This is a genomic window from Streptomyces sp. SX-6, from assembly GCF_059089585.1.
In genome coordinates this window covers 37,761-57,442 of sequence record NZ_JBTHHU010000025.1, presented here as the reverse complement: position 1 = coordinate 57,442, position 19,682 = coordinate 37,761, and the positions used below count along the sequence as shown (strand labels likewise).

17 protein-coding genes are annotated in these 19,682 nt (G+C 66.1%); 7 read left to right on the top strand and 10 right to left on the bottom strand.

Annotated elements, in window-relative coordinates:
- The first annotated feature begins 521 nt into the window (after positions 1 to 521).
- Entirely contained in the window at positions 522 to 938 is a 417-nt protein-coding gene (locus ACV530_RS25910) for a hypothetical protein (RefSeq protein WP_494335013.1), read from the top strand.
- 1 nt (position 939) lies between these two features.
- Here the strand turns inward: ACV530_RS25910 and ACV530_RS25905 are convergent, their stop codons facing one another.
- From ACV530_RS25905 to ACV530_RS25890, 4 genes are all read right to left on the bottom strand, one after another.
- Positions 940 to 1,308 carry a hypothetical protein gene (locus ACV530_RS25905; RefSeq protein ID WP_494335012.1) on the bottom strand — a complete coding sequence of 123 codons (369 nt, stop codon included), beginning with the start codon at positions 1,306 to 1,308 and terminating at the stop codon, positions 940 to 942.
- 86 nt (positions 1,309 to 1,394) lie between these two features.
- Complete coding sequence (locus tag ACV530_RS25900) at positions 1,395 to 1,934, bottom strand: hypothetical protein (protein WP_494335011.1); 540 nt, start codon at positions 1,932 to 1,934, stop codon at positions 1,395 to 1,397.
- Between the two features lie 115 nt (positions 1,935 to 2,049).
- Positions 2,050 to 2,559: a hypothetical protein gene (locus ACV530_RS25895; RefSeq protein ID WP_494335010.1), complete on the bottom strand. Its 510-nt coding sequence runs from the start codon at positions 2,557 to 2,559 to the stop codon at positions 2,050 to 2,052.
- Between the two features lie 30 nt (positions 2,560 to 2,589).
- Complete coding sequence (locus tag ACV530_RS25890; protein ID WP_494335009.1) at positions 2,590 to 4,008, bottom strand: hypothetical protein; 1,419 nt, start codon at positions 4,006 to 4,008, stop codon at positions 2,590 to 2,592.
- Between the two features lie 412 nt (positions 4,009 to 4,420).
- On the opposite strand from ACV530_RS25890, the gene ACV530_RS25885 reads away from it, so the two are divergent.
- The gene (locus ACV530_RS25885) at positions 4,421 to 5,230 is read left to right on the top strand and encodes a hypothetical protein (protein ID WP_494335008.1); all 810 of its coding nucleotides are present in this window, start codon (positions 4,421 to 4,423) and stop codon (positions 5,228 to 5,230) included.
- Positions 5,231 to 5,385: 155 nt separating this feature from the next.
- On the opposite strand, the gene ACV530_RS25880 is transcribed toward ACV530_RS25885, so the two are convergent.
- From ACV530_RS25880 to cas3, 6 genes are all read right to left on the bottom strand, one after another.
- A complete protein-coding gene (locus ACV530_RS25880) occupies positions 5,386 to 5,940 on the bottom strand; it encodes a hypothetical protein (protein WP_494335007.1) in 555 nt (184 codons plus the stop codon).
- The gene (locus tag ACV530_RS25875) at positions 5,937 to 8,387 is read right to left on the bottom strand and encodes a tyrosine-type recombinase/integrase (RefSeq protein ID WP_494335006.1); all 2,451 of its coding nucleotides are present in this window, start codon (positions 8,385 to 8,387) and stop codon (positions 5,937 to 5,939) included. Before ACV530_RS25875 ends, ACV530_RS25880 begins: the two co-directional genes overlap by 4 nt.
- On the bottom strand, positions 8,384 to 9,565 hold the full coding sequence (locus ACV530_RS25870) for a tyrosine-type recombinase/integrase (protein WP_494335075.1): 1,182 nt from the start codon (positions 9,563 to 9,565) through the stop codon (positions 8,384 to 8,386). Before ACV530_RS25870 ends, ACV530_RS25875 begins: the two co-directional genes overlap by 4 nt.
- 305 nt (positions 9,566 to 9,870) lie before the next feature.
- Entirely contained in the window at positions 9,871 to 10,509 is a 639-nt protein-coding gene (locus ACV530_RS25865) for a hypothetical protein (RefSeq protein WP_494335005.1), read from the bottom strand.
- Positions 10,499 to 11,227 (bottom strand): hypothetical protein, encoded by a 729-nt coding sequence (locus ACV530_RS25860; protein WP_494335004.1) that lies wholly within the window; start codon positions 11,225 to 11,227, stop codon positions 10,499 to 10,501. Before ACV530_RS25860 ends, ACV530_RS25865 begins: the two co-directional genes overlap by 11 nt.
- A gap of 222 nt (positions 11,228 to 11,449) precedes the next feature.
- Entirely contained in the window at positions 11,450 to 14,338 is a 2,889-nt protein-coding gene (gene cas3 / locus ACV530_RS25855) for a CRISPR-associated helicase Cas3' (protein ID WP_494335003.1), read from the bottom strand.
- Between the two features lie 63 nt (positions 14,339 to 14,401).
- On the opposite strand from cas3, the gene ACV530_RS25850 reads away from it, so the two are divergent.
- The 5 genes from ACV530_RS25850 to ACV530_RS25830 are packed head-to-tail and all read left to right on the top strand — an operon-like array spanning position 14,402 to position 19,436.
- Complete coding sequence (locus tag ACV530_RS25850; protein ID WP_494335002.1) at positions 14,402 to 15,988, top strand: type I-E CRISPR-associated protein Cse1/CasA; 1,587 nt, start codon at positions 14,402 to 14,404, stop codon at positions 15,986 to 15,988.
- Positions 15,978 to 16,532, top strand: a complete 555-nt coding sequence (gene casB, locus ACV530_RS25845) for a type I-E CRISPR-associated protein Cse2/CasB (RefSeq protein ID WP_494335001.1) — start codon at positions 15,978 to 15,980, stop codon at positions 16,530 to 16,532. The genes ACV530_RS25850 and casB overlap by 11 nt, the downstream gene beginning before the upstream one ends.
- Complete coding sequence (locus tag ACV530_RS25840) at positions 16,532 to 17,857, top strand: type I-E CRISPR-associated protein Cas7/Cse4/CasC (protein ID WP_494335000.1); 1,326 nt, start codon at positions 16,532 to 16,534, stop codon at positions 17,855 to 17,857. The genes casB and ACV530_RS25840 overlap by 1 nt, the downstream gene beginning before the upstream one ends.
- Positions 17,854 to 18,693: a type I-E CRISPR-associated protein Cas5/CasD gene (cas5e, locus tag ACV530_RS25835; protein ID WP_494334999.1), complete on the top strand. Its 840-nt coding sequence runs from the start codon at positions 17,854 to 17,856 to the stop codon at positions 18,691 to 18,693. Before ACV530_RS25840 ends, cas5e begins: the two co-directional genes overlap by 4 nt.
- On the top strand, positions 18,690 to 19,436 hold the full coding sequence (locus tag ACV530_RS25830; protein WP_494334998.1) for a type I-E CRISPR-associated protein Cas6/Cse3/CasE: 747 nt from the start codon (positions 18,690 to 18,692) through the stop codon (positions 19,434 to 19,436). Before cas5e ends, ACV530_RS25830 begins: the two co-directional genes overlap by 4 nt.
- Positions 19,437 to 19,682 lie beyond the last annotated feature (246 nt).

The window sequence follows — 19,682 nt, the reverse complement described above, 5'->3', positions numbered from 1 at the left end:
GCGGAGCCATCGACCAACGACTGCGCGGCCTGGCCCGCCCACTGAGAGGAAGGGACGTCCATCGCGTCACCACCCCCGGACGGCTGCGCAGTGGTCGGCGGCATCGACTGCCGAGCCGCCTGCGCGCGCATACGTTCATCGGCCGCAGGAGTGTAGGTCTGAGTACGGTGCAGTCCCGCGTTCACCCCCTCTCGCAGTACCCGCTGCATGGCCTGCGAGGCCCTCGGATCACGCAGAACTGCCCGGAAGATGTCCTCGAAGGACCCGTCACCTGCCGACACGCTGCCCTCTCCTATGCACCGACTACCACGCTTCGTCACTTAGGCCGCGCGCAGGACGGGGTCGACATCCGTCACCGCGCAGGAAGCCCGCTCGGTTGGTACTGCGCTTCGGCCGTTGAACGGGGCGTACCGCATGGTCAACGCCGAGTGATGTCATGTAAGAATCATGACCATTACTTGGCAGACTGATTGCCCGTCACCTCCCTGCATGCCAGGGAGAGTTCCAGCAAAGGGGTTGGGGTGCGCGTCGTCGCAGGGGTCGTGGTGGCTGTGGTGTTCCTGGTCGGCTGCTCTTCATCGGGGCAGGGAGATCAAGGAAGCATCCTCAAGGAAGGCCAGAAGCCGCCAGCGGCAGCCAGGGACGGGGAACCGGGCCAGTCGGACGAGGAGCTCTCACCTGCAAAGCAATGCGCCGCCGATGTTGTGCAGGCCCTCCAGGCCAAGAGGAAATACTTCAAGACCCTGGCAGACGAAGACAATCAAGCCCTGGCACGGCTTGTGAACGACTTCGATGTGCCCGCACAGCACGTCTACCCCATGTTCCTCGGCGACCCCCGGGTCTCGAGCGACTCCAATGGAGACGGCCAGCAAGCCATCCTCGGTATGACCAACGAGATAGAAGTGGCCTGCGCGAAGGACATCAAGGACATGGGCTGACTCACAGCCACTCCGCATCGAACTCGTCCTCGGTATCGGCAGATCCGGCCGGCAACGCGCCCTGCGGCCCGGCCTCTGCCCCATCGGTACCCGTGACCGCGACCGTGGAGTCCGCCAGAAGCTCTTGCATCCTGTCCCACTCCGAACTACTCGGCGACCCCTCCCAAGCCACTGCCGAGTAGTCGAAGTCCGCGTCCGGGTCGAAGTCCTCCTCAGCGTCCACCGGAGAACCCTGTCCCCCATCCTCCTCCGCGAACTCCTCGAAGAAGATCTTCCGCACCGAGGCACCGGAAGCCACCAGAGCCAGCCGCAGCGAATCAGCCCGCTCCTCCTGCCGACGCAGACCATCCGCGTACTCCAGGATCCCCACCCCAGCCGCCTGCACCTCCGACAGACTCGGCCCGCTCAGCAGCCCCCGCCGCTCCGCCAGGCGCAGCTGGCGTTCGAGCCAGGGCGCTACGCGGCCGAGCCCGATGCTTTTCCCATGGCCTCCACGACATTCGCAGCGGTGTCCTCGAGGATGAGGTAGCGCTCGAAGACCGCAGCGGTCGTGTAGCCGAACCAGTTCGCCTTCACATAGTCGAACCGCTGGCGCGCCCAGTCGCCGACCGAAGATGCCTTGCCGATGGGGGAGGGGAGTTCCTCCCCGTCGACCGACGTCGTGGCGAGCGAGACAACGGCAATCATGTAGGCGAGCTGCTCGCCGGGAGTGTCCTGGTACGGCTTGATGGCCGTGGAGATGGCGAGCTTTTCATCGTCGCGCAGGGTGCGGATGGTGAAGGTGTGCCCGAGCCATTCGAAGGTGTCGGTGAGGGCACCCAGGTACAGCAGGCCCTTGAACGGCTCGCGGTAGCGCTCGTCGAAGCTCGGGAGTTCCTTGCCGTCCGGGCCGGTCAGCGTCTCGCTCTTCGTGCCCTCGTCCGTGGCGGCGGCAGGGCGCAGCTGTTCGGGGTCGTAGGTGGCAAAGCCGGTGGGGGTTTCGGGGCTGGCGGTCACGGTGGCTCCCGGCGAGGTAGGCAGGACGGTCGTTGCTTCGCTCGGGTCCGGGCGGGCAGGACAGGGACGGCTCGCGGCCGGTCCCCGAAGCAAGCAGCCCCGGGGACCGGTACCGCTATCGCTTCGACAGGGGGGTGCTGTGCGTGTAAGCGACGGTGATGCCCTTGGCCACCGAGAGCGCGCCGACCGTGATGGTGTCACCGTCGTTGATGTCGACCACCGTGCAGGAGTGGTAGATCTTCCCGCGCCATGCGGCCGGGTTGTTCTCCGTGCCCGCGGGCTTGATGACCGTCCGGCACGTCACGTAGTTCGGCGTACGGGACAGCTTGTCGAAGATCTCCACCACATTGTGGGTCCCCGCCAGCCCGGCAAGCTGTTCCCAGATCGCCTTGTCCCACAGCTCACGGATCGTCAACTGCAGGGTGCCGCCCTGCAGGACCCGGGAGGTGGCGATCTCCACCGGAGTACGGGAACCGAGAGGGTGGATGAACTGGTAGGGCTGCCCGGAGTCGCTGAACGCACGTTGGCCTGAGTCCTGCACACCCTCGAGGAAGGCAATGGGCTTGTTGTCGTATTCGAAGGCGCTGTAGCCGCTTCCGACGACTCTGACGCGACCGTTGGGCACTGTGATTCCTTCCCTGTCGTGATGTGGGGGTTATGCCTGATCGGTGACGCGGATGTCGCCGGAGGAGCTGTCGATCGCGAACGTGACGGTGATGTAGTTGAGCGGGATCGCAGGGCGGTAGACGAAGCTGCACTCGATGACCGATGGGTCACCTGCCGGCAGACCCTGCTGCCGGACGGTGAGGTTGCCGTAGGAGACAATCACCCCGTCCGTGACCGCCGTTTCCAAAATCCCTGCCAGCGCCGACTTCACCCGCACGGTCATGTCGGCGTCGATGGACTGCCCGATCAGGTTGGACGAGTCCATGCCGTCCTGGACGAGCTGGAACAGTACGTCCCCAATGCGCACCAGCGAGATCTCACGGGTGTAGAGCGACGACATGTCGGTCGTGACCCCGTGCCGCACAGTCAGCTTGTTGCTCCGGTCAATCTCCGCGACCGATACGCCGCTCTTGCTCAGCGTGTTCTTGTAGCTGGCGGTCATCTTGTGCAGAGTCCCGGCCGGAATGCCGTTGAAGGACGCCACCGGCTGCTTGGTCAGCCCCCGGTTGACGGCGCTGCGGGCCAGACATCCGGCCTGCGCGGCGGCCATGAAGTAGCCGTCGACCTGCGCTGCCGAGGCCAGGTTGGAGTTGTAGGCGTTGACGCGGTTCGGGTAGGCGATCACCACCCGCTTGGACGAGGCATTGATCGCGATCTGCTCATGAGGGATCGCGTCGTCGTAGTCACTGGCCACCCCCAGGAACGCGATCCTGCCGAACCCGGCATCCGCCTGGGACTCCACATGCTTCTTCGCGTCCTGCACCAGCAACTGCACCTCGGTGGACACCTTCGCCCCGACGAACAGCGGCACCAGCAGCATCGCCCGGTGATCGCCCTCGAGCTTCCGGTAGGCCGCCGTCAGCTGCTCACGCACCGACTTGCCGTCAGCCGGATTCGTCGCCAGACACAGAATGTCCGAAGCTCCGTTCTCTAGTGCCATCTGCGCCGCGAACGTTAGAGGAGAGTGCACCTGAGAAGCGGTCGGCGAGTCGGGCGCCGCGGAGACCATGGCCTGCCCGTACAGCGACTGCAGTTGCATGAAGTCGTCCAGCAGCCGCGGCGTGTAGTACGTGGCATCAGTGAACCGGTACGTGATGCGGACCTGTTCACCGTCGACCAGGCCATTGGGGGAGGGCTGGGTCAGGTCCTTCGGGTCCACGCTCAGACGCCGCAGCAGCGTGAAGGACTCCGGGCCACCTCGCTCCGTCGTGGAGACCAGCTGGTAGTCCTTGCCTGCCTCGAGCTGCGTGCCATTGATCTTGCGTACCTCAGGAGCGGTAATGGCCGGCGGCCCGGGCACCGACGTGAGGTAGATGCCCTGCTGCGTGAGCCTGGTGTCCTGCCCCGCAAAGGCGGTGACGATCTCGCTGAAGGTCTGATACCCCTGGGCCGGACCGATCACAGTCACCGCAGCTTCTCCGGGGCGCCGCAAGCGTGCGGTTCGAGTTCACGCAGCTCAGAAGCGGTAGAGACAACCATAACGGGTGCAACACCTGTGGTGCACGGACGCACTCGACGATTCACCCGGACGCGAGGGACGGCTCACCTCAGGTCGTTCAGCCGGTCGGTCGCACTCGAATGGGCATGGGCGGATCGTTTCGCCCTCGGTCATTCGAGTGGTCGGCGGGTTGCCGTGAATGCAGCGGGGGATCGTGCATCCAACAGGGCCCTTGCTCCTGGGTTGAGAGGTACGGGCCTCGCGAGCGCATGCGCGATCTGGCTGGCTTCGGGCTGGTCATAGCCAGCTGGGTCCCTGCACGTGCTCGCTGACACTCGAACGCGGTGTGTCTTGGAAGAGACACCAGCAAGGGAGGCCAATCGTGGCAAATATGGTGGAAAGGATGGTTGCCGTGGCCGTTGGCGTCGCCATCATGGGTCCAGCGGCCATTCAAATGAACAAAGCGTTCGCCAAAGCAGGTGACAATACCGTCACCCCGTATCTGATGCTCCATAACCTTGACGGACGGGTTAAGGCGCGTCGGGTCGCCATCGTGCACAATGGCGCACACACCGACTTCATCGTGGAGAACGACAAGCCAGCCTCGCAGATGCCGTCGCTGGCTGGCATCACCCGCCTGGGCCCGCTGCTTCCGGTGCCCGACAAGCAGAACATCGACGGTGCCAGCCAGTACTGGCTGTTCCACGAGGACCCGAAGCTGCAGTACCGGTTGGTCTCCTTCCCGGACACCGCCGACGGCCAGGACGTCCTGGTGGGCGAGGACCGCGCGCTGGCCGAGTGGTCATCACTTGCGGGCATCGCCCAGATCCAGGCTTTCCTTCCTGTGCCGGACCAGCAGCATAAGAACGGGGTGAGTCAGTACTGGGTCCTCCACAAGGACGGCTACCGGCTGATCTCCATCGCCGACGGACCAGCCCACACGGACACCGTCGTCACAGCGGACCGCCCCCTGTCCGAATGGCAATCCCTCTCCGGAATCAAGCGGATTGTGGGGATTATTCCTGTGCCGGACCAGCAGCATAAGAACGGGGTGAGTCAGTACTGGGTCCTCCACAAGGACGGCTACCGGCTGATCTCCATCGCCGACGGACCAGCCCACACGGACACCGTCGTCACAGCGGACCGCCCCCTGTCCGAATGGAACATGCTGAAGCCGCTGGAGGCGAACTAGCAATATCGCCACCACGGGCTACGCCCTGGCGCGGTGTTGCCCACCACACAGACTCCACATATCGCTGACAGATCGACACCACGGAGCAATTCAAGTCACACGCCTAGGCGTCCTTTTACTTCAAGAGTCGCGAAGAAGTTCCTGACCTGTGGCTTTCATCCCTCTCGCCGAGGGTCACGATTGAGCTGAGCCATGAGCTCGCGGTTGGCGGCGCGGGCGGCGGCGAGGTCGTCGTCACGGTCCTGGAGCTTGAGTTCGAGGTCGACGACCTGCTGTTCGAGGGTGGTGATGCGGGCCTGGAGCTGTTCGGTGTCGTCAGGGCCGCCGACGCCGGACTCGCGCCAGACCTGCTCGCCCAGGACCTCGCTGAGGCGGGCTTCGAGGCAGCGGATCTGGGCGGCGAGGCGGGCGGTGCGGGCGTCGGCGGCCGCCAAGTCGGCTTGGAGCGAGGCCCGGCTGACGGCCGGGCCCCGGCCGCTGGGGATCGTGGGCGGCTCGGCGGCCTGCGCGTGGACCTGGCCGAGCAGGTCGCGGTGGCGGTAGAGGAAGGTGCGGTCGACGCCCGCGCGGCGTGCGATCGCCGCGACGCTGACCTCGGAGCCGTCCTTCGCGGCCTCAGCCAGGACGGCGAGCACGCGGTTGCGGCGTCGGCCGGTGTCGGCTCGCCGGCCTTCCAGCATCGCCTGGACGGCGGGGTCGGTCGGGGTCATGCGGGTCGCTCCGGTCGTAGGTCGGGCAGGGGCTGGGGGATGCGGGGCATGCCGAGGAAGCCCTGGCGGGTCTTGCGGACCATGGCGGCGGCCTGCTGGATCTCGGCGCGTTCGGCGTCGGTGAGCTGGTCGACCTCCTCGGTGACGCGACGGATCAGCCGCCGGATGCGGGCGATCTCCTCGTCGGAGGGGGCGGCCTCGGCTCGGGCCCAGTCGTCGGCCTCATTCATCGACCGCAGCTTCTCCCGCTGCCGCAGCAGGCCGTCGAGGTAGGCGCCGAGTTCGGGGAGGTAGGAGACGTCGGTGGAGAAGTGGTCGCAGCCCACGCAGCGGAACCGCAAGGGGCAGGCGCCGCCTCCGGCGGCGACGTTGGAGGGCTCGGAGCAGGTGCCGAAGGGGACCTGCACCGAGCCGATCGCCAGGCGGGTGCGTTCCGCGTCCAGCAAGGTGGTGACCGCTCCCCAGACGCGCTGTCCGTGGCGGTCGAACTGCATGGCGGTGACCTTGTCGACGGCCTCGCGCAGGCGTACTTCCTTGACCCGGTAGTAGCAGCGGGTCGACTGGTAGGAGTCGTGATCCATCAACGGCGAGAGGACCTCGATGGGGATGCCGGCGTCCGCGTGACGCTGGGCGAAGGAGTGCCGGTAGGCATAGGGGAAGATCCTCTCCTTGTCGAAGACGGTGCCGTCGTCCAGGCGGAACTCCGGCAGGGTGGTGACCCATTCGCGGTGGACCGCGCTGAAGTGGTTGGCGTCGATGCCCTTGTTCCCCAGCTGGTTCATCACCGACGACGGCAGCAGGACCAGCTCGGACAGCGGCCGGTCCGGGAAGAGGAGACGGACACGTTCTTGCTGCTCGCGGACCAGCTGGGCGGTGGGTTCGTGGACCGGCAGCTCACGCCGGATCCGCTGCTCCTTCCAGTTGTTGTAGACGAGGACGGGCTTGCCCTGCCGGTCCCGGTTCAGGCAGTGGTATTCCAGCTTGCAGATCTCCTCGGGGCGTCGGCCGGTGTCCATCATCAGCTCCTGCGCGATGCGGATTTCGCGGCAGGTCATCTCTTCGAACAGGTCCAGGTGAGTGCAGAGTTGCCGCATCACCTCCGGCGGCAGATCCTGGCCTTCCTCCGACAGCTCCGGCATTTTCGGAACGTCGTGCCGGGTGATCACGAAGTCGTCGGGCAGTCCGGCCATGGGGCCGTCGACCCTGGTCAGGCCCATCACGCGGGACTGCCGCAGCACGTTGCGGGTCGCCCGCACGTAGCAGGTGCGGGTGGTTGCGGCGACGCGGCCGTTGGCCTCCAGGAACGTCATCCGGTTCAGGTAGTTCTCGATGTCCGCCCGCCCCAGCGCCGTCGTGTCCGTGCCATGGTCCGGGCGGGCGTGCAGAGTCCGCGACAGGAAGGCCAGCCCGGTCAGGTGCTGGCGGGCGTGGGAGGAGGTGCTGCGGGATCGGGTGCGGGTCAGGTAGTCACGGGCCCAGCGTTTCGCGGCCTCCTTCAGCCACGGCTGCCGGATGGCGGTGAACTCCACCGAGCCGCGGTGCCCGAAGACCGCCAGGTCCCAGGTGTCCTTGCCGTACTCGCCCTCCGGGGTCTTGAAGGCCCGCAGCGCGTAGGCGGTCAGGCGGTTGAGCAGGATCACCGCGGTGCCGTTCGACTCCGGCCTGGGAACGTCCTCCAGGCGGCCCGCCCGCGAGGGGCGGACCGTGCGGTCGATGAGCGAGCGCACCCCTCCCACGTCGGTCTTCGCACCCCGCCGGCAGCGGTGCCGCAAGCCGAACAGCAGCTGCGCGACGACCAGGTCCGGCAAGCCCCGGAAGCTGATCTCGGCGCCGTTGCAGCCCGATGGCGCGGTCCGCAGCCATAGCTGCTCGTCGACGGGACCCTCCTTGCGGAGGTTGTTGAGCTGCTTGCCGTGCGGATGACAGAGCCGGTGGCCCACGGTGGTGACGGCCTGGCGAGTGCAGGCGAGCACGCCGCAGTCGCCGAAGCCCGGCAATGCCCGCGCTGCTGGGTCGGCGAGGAATTCCGTCAACGTGCAACCGAACTGCTTGTACTGGTACCAGTGCGACCGACACAGCGGCTGCTTGCGGGAGTTGATCCAGGTCCGCTCACATCCGTCGACCCGGCACTGGCCAGGCACGGCGCGCGGCGCGGTGCGCGGGAGCTTGATGAACTCCTTCAGCGGCAGTCCCGACTTGCGGTGCTGGTCCTGGCAGGTGCGGCACAGACCGCGGGCCTTCGACGGCAGGTCGCACCCTGGCACCGGGCAGGCCCGCATCCCCAGCATGGGGTGGTCGATCGGCGCGGCCAGGACGCGCCGATCACTGTCCCAGCCGACCTCTTTGAAGAACGCCGGCTCGATCAGCGACCACAAGAACGCGGTCTTCTCCTCCTCGGAGGCGCCCGGGGCCGGCGGCACTGCCGGGAGGGACACCGCCGCGGTCACCGGGGCCCTCCCGCCAGCTCGCGCGGCGAGGGCACCCGGTCCACCGCCTCCCGCAGTCGATCTGGATCCGGGTGCAGATACGGCTCAGCGCTGGACAGCCGCGCGTGATCGAGCAGGGCGGCCACCTCGTCCAGGGTGCCGCCGGCGTCCGCGACATTGCTGGCCATAGCGTGCCTGAGCATATGGGGGGCCACGATCCGCGACAGCCCGGCCCGCTTCGACAGCCGCACCAGCAGCTCGGTGATGCCGTCAGGGCTCATCGGGGCGCCCAACGGATCGGCGAACAGGTTCACCAGCACGAAATCGCTCGCCGCCCCGTGCGGCAGCGCCATCCGCTCGATCACATACTGGTCGTGGGCCTGCACCACCAGGAAGTCGACCGGCTTGGCCTTCCCCGGCGCAGCGGACTCCTGCCGCTTAGCCCACGCCCCGTTGGCGTTCTCCCGCCGCAGCACGTGCAGGTGCGAGCCGGCCACCCGGCAGCCGAGCGCGGTCGAGTCCGGCATGAAGTGCATGTCCTCACGCCGCAGCCCCGCCGCAGTGCCGCGGCGCAGTCCGGCACGGGCGAGCAGCAGCACGATGAAGCGGTCCCGGGCGTTGCGGCAGGCCAGGAACAAGGCCACCGCCTCGGCGTCCGTGGCCCGGTCCCGGCGCTTGCGCGGCACCTGCACCCGGTGGCGGGCCTTGAGCCGGTAGCTCATCCCCTCGCCGCGGGCTTCCTCAGGCAGGTCCCAGTCCTCGGCCACCTCATAGAGCTGGACCAGCACCTCCGACGGCACGGTCTTCGCGGTGATGCCGTGCAAGAGGAACTGCCGAACCCCTGTCAGCACGTTCCCGATCCGGGCCGGCTGCCGGTGGGGCTGCGTCCCCGGCCCGGCCATCACCACCCCGCGGCCCGCGACCGGCCGATCCATGCCGGTGGCCTCCGGCGTTCCGTACCTCAGCCACACGGTGAACAGCCCGAGATCCTGCGCGGCGGTCCGCCAGTCGCGACCGGTCCGCGTGCACCAGCGCAGGTACAGCGCGACGTGCCCGGCATACGTACGCGTCGTCAACTCCGCCTGATCCCTGCCGAACCGCACGTACCGCAAGAACGCGTCCGCCGCCGGTACCACCGCCAAGTCCTCGTCCAGCACCGTCCAGTACCCGGCACCCGAGGGCAACTGCACACGGAACACCCGCAAGGCTTCCTCCACTCCATCTGCAACGTGTCGCAACGATCACGACAGCTCCAGAGATGCGAGGAAGAACCCCAGCTCACACGATCAGACGCAGCGTCCTGCCACACGTCGGAGCGCCCGGGAGAACGTCGAAGTGGAAATCGAACCGTACGAGACGATCGGCACCGTGGAGTCGGTGACATAGACGCCCGGCGGCTGGTACGTGCTGAAGGAGACCACAGGGCTCCCTTCCCTCCCATTGACGAAGCGGTTCACTCACCGCTTCGTCCCACCGGGAAGAACGCAGACAGCAGCCCCTACCCCTACAACCAGCCCTGCGAGCCCCCGATCCGCCCGGACAGGTCGGCCTCCGGTCGCACCACGATCCTGCTGAGCGGCACCAGCTCACTCCTGCGCGGATCCGGCACGAACTCCCCGATCACATCCAGCTGCAGCGAACGCTCGTACACCACCTCATCCGTACCCCACGGCGTACCGGGAGCCGCCGACTCACCGAGCGAGGACAGTTGATCGAGGTTGGCGGTCGCGGCGATGAAGTCGTTCTCCTCGATGACCTTCTTGAACCGGCCCAGCACCGGATCCTCATTGCCGAACGCAATCGTCTTCACCAGCTCATCGAAGATCCGGTCCCGCTCCAGCGACGACAGCGCCACCACGACGTACTCCAACGTCCCGGCGAACCGCCACCGCGTATACGGCGCCGCCGCTACCCCACTCCCGTCCAGCCCCGTTACCTCGACATGCGCGACACCGGCACGCTGAAGCTGCCCGGTGTCCGAGTACCGCACCCACACCTCCGGGTACGAAGCCGACGACACCGGATACTCCAGCGAACACTTCAACCCACGAAACTCCGGCACCGGATACCGCTCGTCGAAGGCTGCCTTGAGCGCCTCCACACCCAGCGTCTTCACCTTCGTCACATACATCTCAGACCCCACCCATCCCGATCATCTCCACTTCACCGCCAGCCGGACGCACCAAGCCACGCCAGGCCCTGTCCGCCACATACACCCGCACCGGAATCAACCCCACCCCGCGTGCTGCATGCGCGATCGCCGGATTCAGGAACCCACGCGCCTGCACCCCGGGATGCCGCCAGCGCACACCACCATTCCCGCTGCTGATACGGCCGTCACCGCCACGTGCACTGATCCGGCCTGGCGCACCCGGATATGACGCGGGCGCATCACCGACGAGGGATCGGACGCCCGTCATGCGGTCGACCTTGTACTTCTTCCTGCGCTGCCCGATAGGCGCCGCACGGCGAAAGATCAGCACCTGCATCCGGCCATCCTCGGTCGTACGGACCCGAGCCCTGGAGTTCCGCTGCCGTTCCTGACCGCTCGGATCGTCCACCCACATCGGCACGGTCCGGCCAGCCAGGGCGTACTTCGTGAACGGGGAAGTGCCGTGGTCCTGGTACCACACAGCCCGGTCCGGCCAGAAGATCCCGAAAAAGCCGCGCCAGTACAACGGCTGCATCGCCCTCGCGCTGGCACCGGTGACCTTTGGCATGCCTAGCCGCGCGGCGCGCACGGCTTCGCGCGCGGCTGTGAGCGCGCGTGCGGAGGAGAGGCGGGGGTCGACGAGCAGCATGCGGTCGGGGGAGGGGGATAGATGCACCTCGGGTACGCCGTCCGCGAGCAACGTGGGCATGGGAGCTCTCCGGCAGTGGGTGACGGTGGTCACTTCTTCGTGGCGGGATGAAGCAGCCGACCGTAGCCGGGGGCACAGAGAACCGCCCACCGGCGGAGAGGCCGGGGGCGGTTGGTTTCTCTTCCCCGCGGTGCGGGGCACGGTCGAGTCCAGGTGTACCTCTGGCCCATCTCCGCTGCCGAACACCGCTAACGGCTGTGCGTTCGCGGAGCGCGCATCACCCTACAACCTGGCCAGCCCGGTTTCGGGAGAGTAGGTGATCAGTCCGACAGGTCCACTCGTGCAGGTGCCGTCCGGAGCGAGGATGACAACGTGTTTCTTCCACAACGCCGGGAATGTGAACGTTGGCCACGTCTCGGGCCGGGGCAGGCCTCTCTTGCCCTTAAACCACCGTGCCGGAATGGCCAGAGTATTGTCGAGCATGTCCTGCTGCTGGAGATGACGGGCCGCTGGGCTGGACGGATTATTCAGAACCGCGCTGCGTTGTCCGTCTGCGTCGTAGGTGAGTTTGCCGTCCACTTGCCGGTAAAGGGCAATGACATTGATGGAAGGATCACCGGTCCGGGAACGGGCGGCGATCCCTTCAACTCCGTCGCCATCGCCGTTACCGTGCGCCACACCGGATGCGATCTCATGGATACCTACAGGTCCACCGGAGTCACGGTAGGGCCAGAGCGGACGAGTACTCGCATGGGACTTTTCCGAGTCCAACTGCCGCTGCCACTCCTCCCACGTACGATACAAGAGCTGACCGATCCCCCCTTCCGCAGCCTGGCACGGCCCATACACGGACTCGATGAGACCCCCTCTGTCAGCAGGAGTGCGCATACGAAGTGTTCCGTCAGGCCCTCTTCGCTTTCTGATGCTTTGCCAGGTCGCAGCCAGAACGTACGGTGCATAGACGAGGCCGTCGTCGTTACCCACCGAACGCCCCTCTAGGCGGTCTGGGGGTTCGACGAGTGGAAGGCCGTTGCTGTCCACAGTCCACCAGACAGTCATCCGGGCCTGGGTGAACTCCTGCTCTCGTTGAGGGGCGTTGACTTCATGGCGGTGCAGCCGACCGAGACGATGGATGAGCAGGTCCATGGGGGCCAGATCGGAGTACAAACGGTCGAAGTCCAGATCGAGCGATTGCTCGAGTATCTGGGTACCGATGACGAGCAGGCGTTCCGGACGTTCAGGGTTTACCCGGTTTCGGTCCTCGGCCGGTCCCATCAACCGAACGAGGCGGTCCTCGGTGAACCGAATATCACGCGGCATCATTCGCCCGTGAGCAAGGACGATCTCACTCTCGCTCCACCCTGCTTCCTGTGCCTGTTTTACGGCATGCTCGTACAGTTCTGTGGCAGCCAGCACGCGGTTACGAATCACGGCGATGGTTCCGCCCTCGCGTCCCTCAGCCAGGAGTGCACAAGCGAGGGCTTCGGGACCAGGGTCGGGTTGCAGGTCCAGATGGGTCCGCTGTTCGGTCGGAGCTGATGCCGCGCCCCCTCTCCGGACTGTCCCATGTTTGTCGATGATCGAGATTGGCCCCTGCGCCTTGGTGTCCTTGACGGACGTGCCATGGCCTTGGCACCAGGCTTCGGTGAGAGCTGCCCGGACTTCGGCCGACAAGGTGGCGGAGAGGACGACCACCGATGCTCCGGCATCGGCCAGCCAGCTCACCAAGGCTCTGAGAAGGCCTCGCTGATACAGCTCGTAGGCGTGTGCCTCATCGACGATCACCGTTTTTCCGGCAACCCCGAGCAGGCGCAGGAACCAAAGCCCCGACTTCTGCGCAGCAAGCATGACCTGGTCGATGGTGCCGATACCGAACGTGGCTACGAGCCCCAGGCAACGTCGTAGGTACCAGGGGTCCAGAACTACCTTGTCAGGCAGCTCCACCGTCCGCGCAGTAGAAAGGCCAAGCTCGGTCATAGCCGGTTGGAGGAGGTCCCGGACAACTGTGGCAGCCAGGGCTGTGCTGTGCACCACGGCAAGGTTGGCTCGATCAGCCGTGCCTCGAACGGCATCGACGAATTTGGCGAGTTCCCTTGCCCTCTGGTTGGAAGCAGCCCGTGTGGGCATCGCCATGTAGAAGCCTGTGTACCCATTGGTGCAGGCGAGGTGGTAAGCGCACCACAGAGCAAGCCGCGTCTTGCCGGAACCAGTGCCAGCCTCGATGAAGACCAGGGAGGGCCCCTGATCCGGAAGCAACTCCATGGCCGCCTTCTGGAGAGGCCGCGGCTCAGTCCCTGGCCAGATCTGCTGCCACGAGACCGGGACAGGGCTCCACCGCTTCAGGCGCAGTGAGGTGACAGCTTCGGCAGCGTCCTTCTGAGCATCCTCCCACCATTGTGACGGCGACAGCTCCCTGTCTCGGTAATCGAACCGCTCCTCATTCGAAGCGATCCAATCCGCAAGCACCACAAGGCCTGGGAAGAGGCCAAGCGCTGCCGGACCCTCCGGTCGGATCAAGCATTCCGCTGCGTCCACGTATCCCAACTGCCTCGCAACCTCCTGGACGAGGACGGCATGGACAGGGCCCCAGGCCTGGTAGGCCGCAGCCCTTCTGGCGCGCTTGACCTTGCTCCGGTTGGGAACGTGCCCATGGTGCCCGCCCAAAAGGAACGCTGCCGTATGCAACCCTTCAAGGGGCCTGCCAGAACCGCCGCAGTCCGGGCAGGTGCACCCCAATGCGCGCGGCAGGATCGCCGCGGTGATGTGCTCATGCCGCGCCCATGGGGCGGCGTCCGGCACGCTGCCCAGCGGCACGTGAGCAGCTCGTGCCTGTTCCTCCCAGGCTTGCTTGTCCTTTGAAGTGACTTTGCCTCCAACGAACCCACGTTGAAAGCAAGTTGATGCTTTGCCCAGGTCGTGAAGGCCAGCGAGAAACATGACTGCTATCCGGGTGCTCTTCTCGTCACTACTACCAAATGCCTCGGTGAGTCTCCTCGTGACCGTGGGGGCGAGGTAGCGGTCCCAGAGCTCTCCGGTAGCTGCTGCGACGTCCAGCAGATGCGCCAGAAGCGGATTCCAGGCAGGCCCGCCGCGACGCCGAACCAGGCCGAACCTATCAGTCTTCCCCCACACCAACTTGACTGTTTCTAACGGAACTTGTCCTTCAAACATGCCGATCTCCAGCTTGTAGTACAGTGCGTCGCCAGCCGCTTACCGTAGCGAAGGAGGTACACGTTGACTCCATCCGTCACAGGTCCGGCAGCACTGACCGAGCTCCGGTGGGACCCACGCTCGGAAGCATGCACCCCAGTACTGACACGCTCGGGCACCTGCACCAAGATCAGCCTCACCGCGGCGTTAGCAGAAGCCGACAACTACCAGGCTGTGAGCGCAGCAACTCCCGGCGAGGCCGTGGCCCTCATCGAATACTTGATCGCCATCTGCTACGCCTCAGGCCACTACCCGAGGACCCCAGAGCAGTGGCACGCCTGGGTCCTCGAGAAGACTCCCTTGGCCCCAGCGACCAAGTGGCTGGCCGACCCATCCGCCGAGTGGAACCTATTCGATCCCCATCAACCACTCGGGCAGAACGCACAACTCGCCCCCTTCCTCACAGGTCATGGCATTGGGCCCGCACAGCTCGTCCTGGAGCACGCCGGGGACTACAACCAGTTCTTCGACCACCACCATCTGGAACACCCCACCCCGCTCCCCGCAGACGCCGCCTTCCGCGCCATGCTCACACAGCACGCCTACGGCCCAGGCAAGCGCGGGCGCATCTCCGGAAGCCTTCCTGACCTCGGCCCAACACTCAACAACCTCGCCACCTGCCGGCTTGCCGCCCGGGTCCGGATCCTGGCCCTCGGCAACACCCTGGGCGACACCATCCGGTTGAACCTTCACCCGTATCCCAAGGATTTCCCTGGAACGTTCAACCGCTCCTGGACCGACGGCGGACACGTACGCCGCCGTTTTGCCACCAAGCCGAAGGGACGCGACCTGGACGGACCGGCAGACCTCCACAGCGTCCTGGGGCGGTCGATCCTGATGCACCCTACGCTCACCGACGAGGGCAACCTCGCAGTGGACAAGGTCCTCGTCGGGGCAGGAGAGCTCCTGGCCCCGCTGCTCGATGTCTTCGTCCAAGACGCCGTACTCACTACCAACGCAAAGGGCACCGGGAGTCTGTTCAGGCCCTCGGCGTCCCGCCAACTGTGGCGTGAAGCGCACGCCTTGTACGCGGCCATTGCCGAGAACGACAAGGACGACGACTTGTACGGGCGGCTCATCGACCTACCCGACACGTACAGAGTGACCCTGTGGGCGGTCGGACTTGCGACTGACAACAACAAGATCGCTACATGGGTCTCGGACGCCTTCCCGTTCGTCCCGGGGCAGAACGACGAGCTTTATGAGGCGGCCAAGTGCGGCTGCGACATTGCCGAATACACCGCCACAGCCCTCGGCCGAGCCGCGCACGCCGCCTGGACCGTCGCCTACCCCAACCCCAAGCCGGCCGACAAGAAATCCCAGATCGCCCGGTTCGACGCCGCCAAGGAACACTGGGCCGCCACAGCCGACCCCTTCCACGCGCTGCTTGACGATGTCGCCGACAACACCCCTGCCGCCGAGGCCCTCGGTCCCTACGCCGCCGCCGTCGCTGTAAAGGCCAGAGACCTGCTCGGCCAGCGCCTGCACTCCCTGCCGCCCAACTCACGAGGCTTCCAGGCCAGGGCCAAGGCAGAAAGGCATCTACACGATTTCCTGACCGACAAGAAAGCGCCCTACTACCTCAGGGAAGCCGCCTCCGATGGAAACTGACGTCCCCGCACCGGAAGACACGGAAACCGAACGGCCACCTGCTGTACGGCTCGCTATCTGGCTTGCCGGACTCGTGCGCACCCGCAACTACGGATTCCTTGCCGACCTGCGCCGACCCGCAGCACTCACCGAAGCCAAGTTCTGGGCAGGCTACTACGCAGCCGAGGAACACCACGGGCCCGTCTACGAGCGGGTGGCCTTCCTTTTCGCCCGCTACCACGCAGGTGCAAGCATCCCTTCCTACGGCTACGGCAGCATGGGCACCGCATTGCGCCGCGTCGGAACCCCCGCTGCCAGAGGGCCCATGAACCCGGGCGCCACCCGCCTCCTCGACCGCATCGTGGCCTCCCGCACCATACCGTGGCGCCACCTGCAGCACGCGATCGAACGGTCCCGCGCCTGTGGCACCGTTCCCCCTTCCTGGGCGCTGCTCACCGAGGACCTCACTCGCTGGACCGAACGCAACCGCGAGGTCCGGGAGTCCTGGGCCCGCGATTTCTACACCCCGGCCAAAACCACCCCCCAGAACAGGAAGAGTTCGTGATGACCTCTGCCGGAATCTTCGACGGCAACCAGTACCTCTCCCTGCACCTCCTGGAAACTCTCGTCGCCGTCCTGCCGGTCCGGGACGAGAACGGCATGCCCAAGAAGGTCGTCTTCGGCGGCGACGAACGGGACATGATCACCTCCCAGGCCCGGCGCCGCTCCGAGCGCGTCTACACCCGCAAGCGGGCCAACAGCGGACAGGGCCACCTCGCCGGCCACACCATGGGCATGCGCACCCGGGAATGGGCCCTCCTGACGTCCCGCGCTCTGGAGAAGCGCGGCTGGGAACACGATCACGCCCTGGCGATCGCCCGTGCCTGCCTGGAAGGCATCGGTCTGAAGTTCGGGGACAAGCCCAACACCGTCAACCTGACCAAGGTCCTGCTGTTCGCCCCGGAGACCGCCGGCGAGACCATCGCCGCTTACATCGACAAGAACAGCTCGACGGTCGTCACCTGGGCGGAGTCGTACATCGACGCCAAGGCCGAGGCCGCCGCGAAGAAGGCCAAAGGCAAGGCGAAGAACAAGAGCACCGAGGACGACGACGCCGAGGAGAGCACGGCCGGGCTGCTACCCATCCCCAAGGACATCCGGGCAGCTGTCCTCGCTGCTCTCGCCCCCGGGGACGCCATCGACATCGCGCTCTACGGACGATTCCTCGCAGAGATCGCCGATTCGCCCAACGTGGACGGCGCCATCCAGACCGGGCACGCCTTCACCGTCCACGCATCGGAACAGATCGACGACTTCTACGCCGCAGCTGACGATGCGAAGGTCAACCGTAAGACCAACGCCCTCGACTTCATCGATGCCGCCGACGATTCCGGCGCTGGCATGACTGGCTACCAGGCTCTCATCTCCGGCACCTTCTACCGTCACGCGGCCTTGGACCGGTTCCAGCTCCGCGTCAACCTCCAGGCCGCTGGCATGCCCGCCGACCAGGCGGAAAGTGCTGCGCAGGCCGCCGAAACCGAGTTTGTGGACGCCTTCGTCAACGCCTTCCCTGAAGCCAAGCGAAACTCCACCGCTTCCACCGGCTCCTTGCCCAAACTCATCCTCGCCTTCGACGGACAACGTCCCTTCAACTACGCCGGTGCCTTCGAAAAGCCCATCCGCGAGGAGACTGACGGACACGCTTCCCTGGCCGCCGCCCGACGCCTGATCAGCCATCACCAGCTCGTCGTCCGCAAGCGCGCCGATATCGAAGCAGGCCGCATCCTCACCTATGACCTTGACATCCAGGAGCTGCTCACCGAACTCATCGCAGCGGGAACTCTTACCGCGACGGAGACGGACACCGTCGAAGGGCTGACTGACCTGTGAGCCACGTCCTCCTGGCAAGGCTGGCCGCCCCGCTGCAGTCCTGGGGTGCGGTCTCCCGCTTCGAACATCGCGACACCTTCCAGCGCCCCACCAAATCCGGCGTCATCGGGATGTGCGCGGCAGCTCTAGGCCATGACCGCACCACCCCGCTCGGCGAACTCGCCGAGCTGAAGTTCGCCACCCGCGCCGACCAGCCCGGTACCCCGATCGCCGACTACCACACTGTCGGCGGCGGAACCTACCCCCTGCGCCCCCGGGACGTGATCACCGACCACCGCAGGGCCGCGAGGGTCGCTGACTCCCTGGACGCGGCCACGGGCCGCGCTTTCGGGCACCATCCCCTCGACAAGTGGTACGGCGCCCCCAAATACATCGTGACCGACCCCGACTCCGGCGCCCTGGTCACCGAGGCCAAGGCCGTCACCCGCGACCCGATGGTCACCCGCCGTTGGTACATCGCCGACGCCGCATTCGTCGTCGCTCTCGAACACTCCGACCCCGAATTCCTTGCCCAGATCGCTCACGCGCTGGAGCATCCCCAGCGCCTGTTGTGGCTCGGCCGTAAATCCTGCCCGCCCAGCGGCGAGATTGTCGGAGGCATCCACCCCGGAACGCTCAGAACCGTTCTGGAAAAGACGGCACTGCTGCCCCGCATCACGCCCTCACCACCTTGGGTATGGGCATGGATCGAAAGTTCAGCCGACGCCCCCCGGGCCATGCGCACCGCGGACCAACCTGTGTCCTTCCACCCGGAACAGCGCACCCATACCACCCGCTGGGAAGAACGTATCCGCATCACCCCGGAGCACACGATCGAATGGGACCTGATTCCATGACGACGACCGCACCAGCGGCGCGCTTCGTCACCACCCACAGCATCCTCGCCCTCGACGCCCGCCACCCCTACGCCGCCAAATCCATCATCGACGCTCAGGACATGCATCGGACCGTCATGTCCGGCTTCTACGGCTGGACCGACCCCGACCAGCCGGACCCCCGAGCCCAGATGGGTGTGCTCTCCACCTGGACACTTGACCTCAAGACCAACTCGCTCCTGCTGGTCGTCCAGTCACGCGTCGCACCGGATTGGTCCCGTATCCCCTCCGCCGCGCTCACCGACAAGCCCAAGAGCATCACCGTGGACATGACGATCCGCCCAGGAAATACCTACACTTTCCGTACGGTCGTCAACCCCACTAGCCATCACAAGTCCCCTAGCTCTCCTGACGGAAAGCCCACAAGCCGAGGTCGACGGTTTCCACACACCACACCACGCCATGTCACACAGTGGTTCAGTGCCCGTCTTCAGTCCGACGGTGAACCCCGCACGAGCCCAAAGGGCATCCAGCGCATTGGAGCCACTACGGATGAGCAACAGCTCAGTGTCCGCATGCTTCCTGCGATCACGAGCAGCAGTGAGCATCCGGGGCTCCGTCTGACGCGGGCCGAGATCAAAGGCACCCTCACTGTCACTGACCCGATGGCCTTCGCCGACACTTTGGCCGGAGGCATCGGGCGTGGCCGCGCATATTCGACGGGTCTCCTCCTCGTACGCGACGCGCCTACCCGACGTCGCTGAGCCCCAGTGGAGTGATGGAGCGTCTGCGCGGGCCAAGATGGGAGAGTTCGAAGCCTGGCCCAGTACCCGCTCGCGCAGATACGTCGGCAGAGGTACCCGGGCCACCGCCGCCAATGCCGCGCACGCGAGGATTTGCCCTGGTACCGGAGGTTGGACGACGCCCCTGTGTAACCGATCCTGCACACGCAGGGATGGCTCCGTGAAGGCTCGCGTGAAGCTAAGCATGGCGGCGGTACACCACGCTGA

Coding starts and splice junctions, on each gene's coding strand:
- ACV530_RS25880 (WP_494335007.1), bottom strand. CDS start 5,940: ATGACCCCGACCGACCCCGCCGTCCAGGCGATGCTGGAAGGCCGGCGA.
- ACV530_RS25840 (WP_494335000.1), top strand. CDS start 16,532: ATGACCTCTGCCGGAATCTTCGACGGCAACCAGTACCTCTCCCTGCAC.
- casB (WP_494335001.1), top strand. CDS start 15,978: ATGGAAACTGACGTCCCCGCACCGGAAGACACGGAAACCGAACGGCCA.
- cas3 (WP_494335003.1), bottom strand. CDS start 14,338: ATGTTTGAAGGACAAGTTCCGTTAGAAACAGTCAAGTTGGTGTGGGGG.
- ACV530_RS25860 (WP_494335004.1), bottom strand. CDS start 11,227: ATGCCCACGTTGCTCGCGGACGGCGTACCCGAGGTGCATCTATCCCCC.
- ACV530_RS25830 (WP_494334998.1), top strand. CDS start 18,690: ATGACGACGACCGCACCAGCGGCGCGCTTCGTCACCACCCACAGCATC.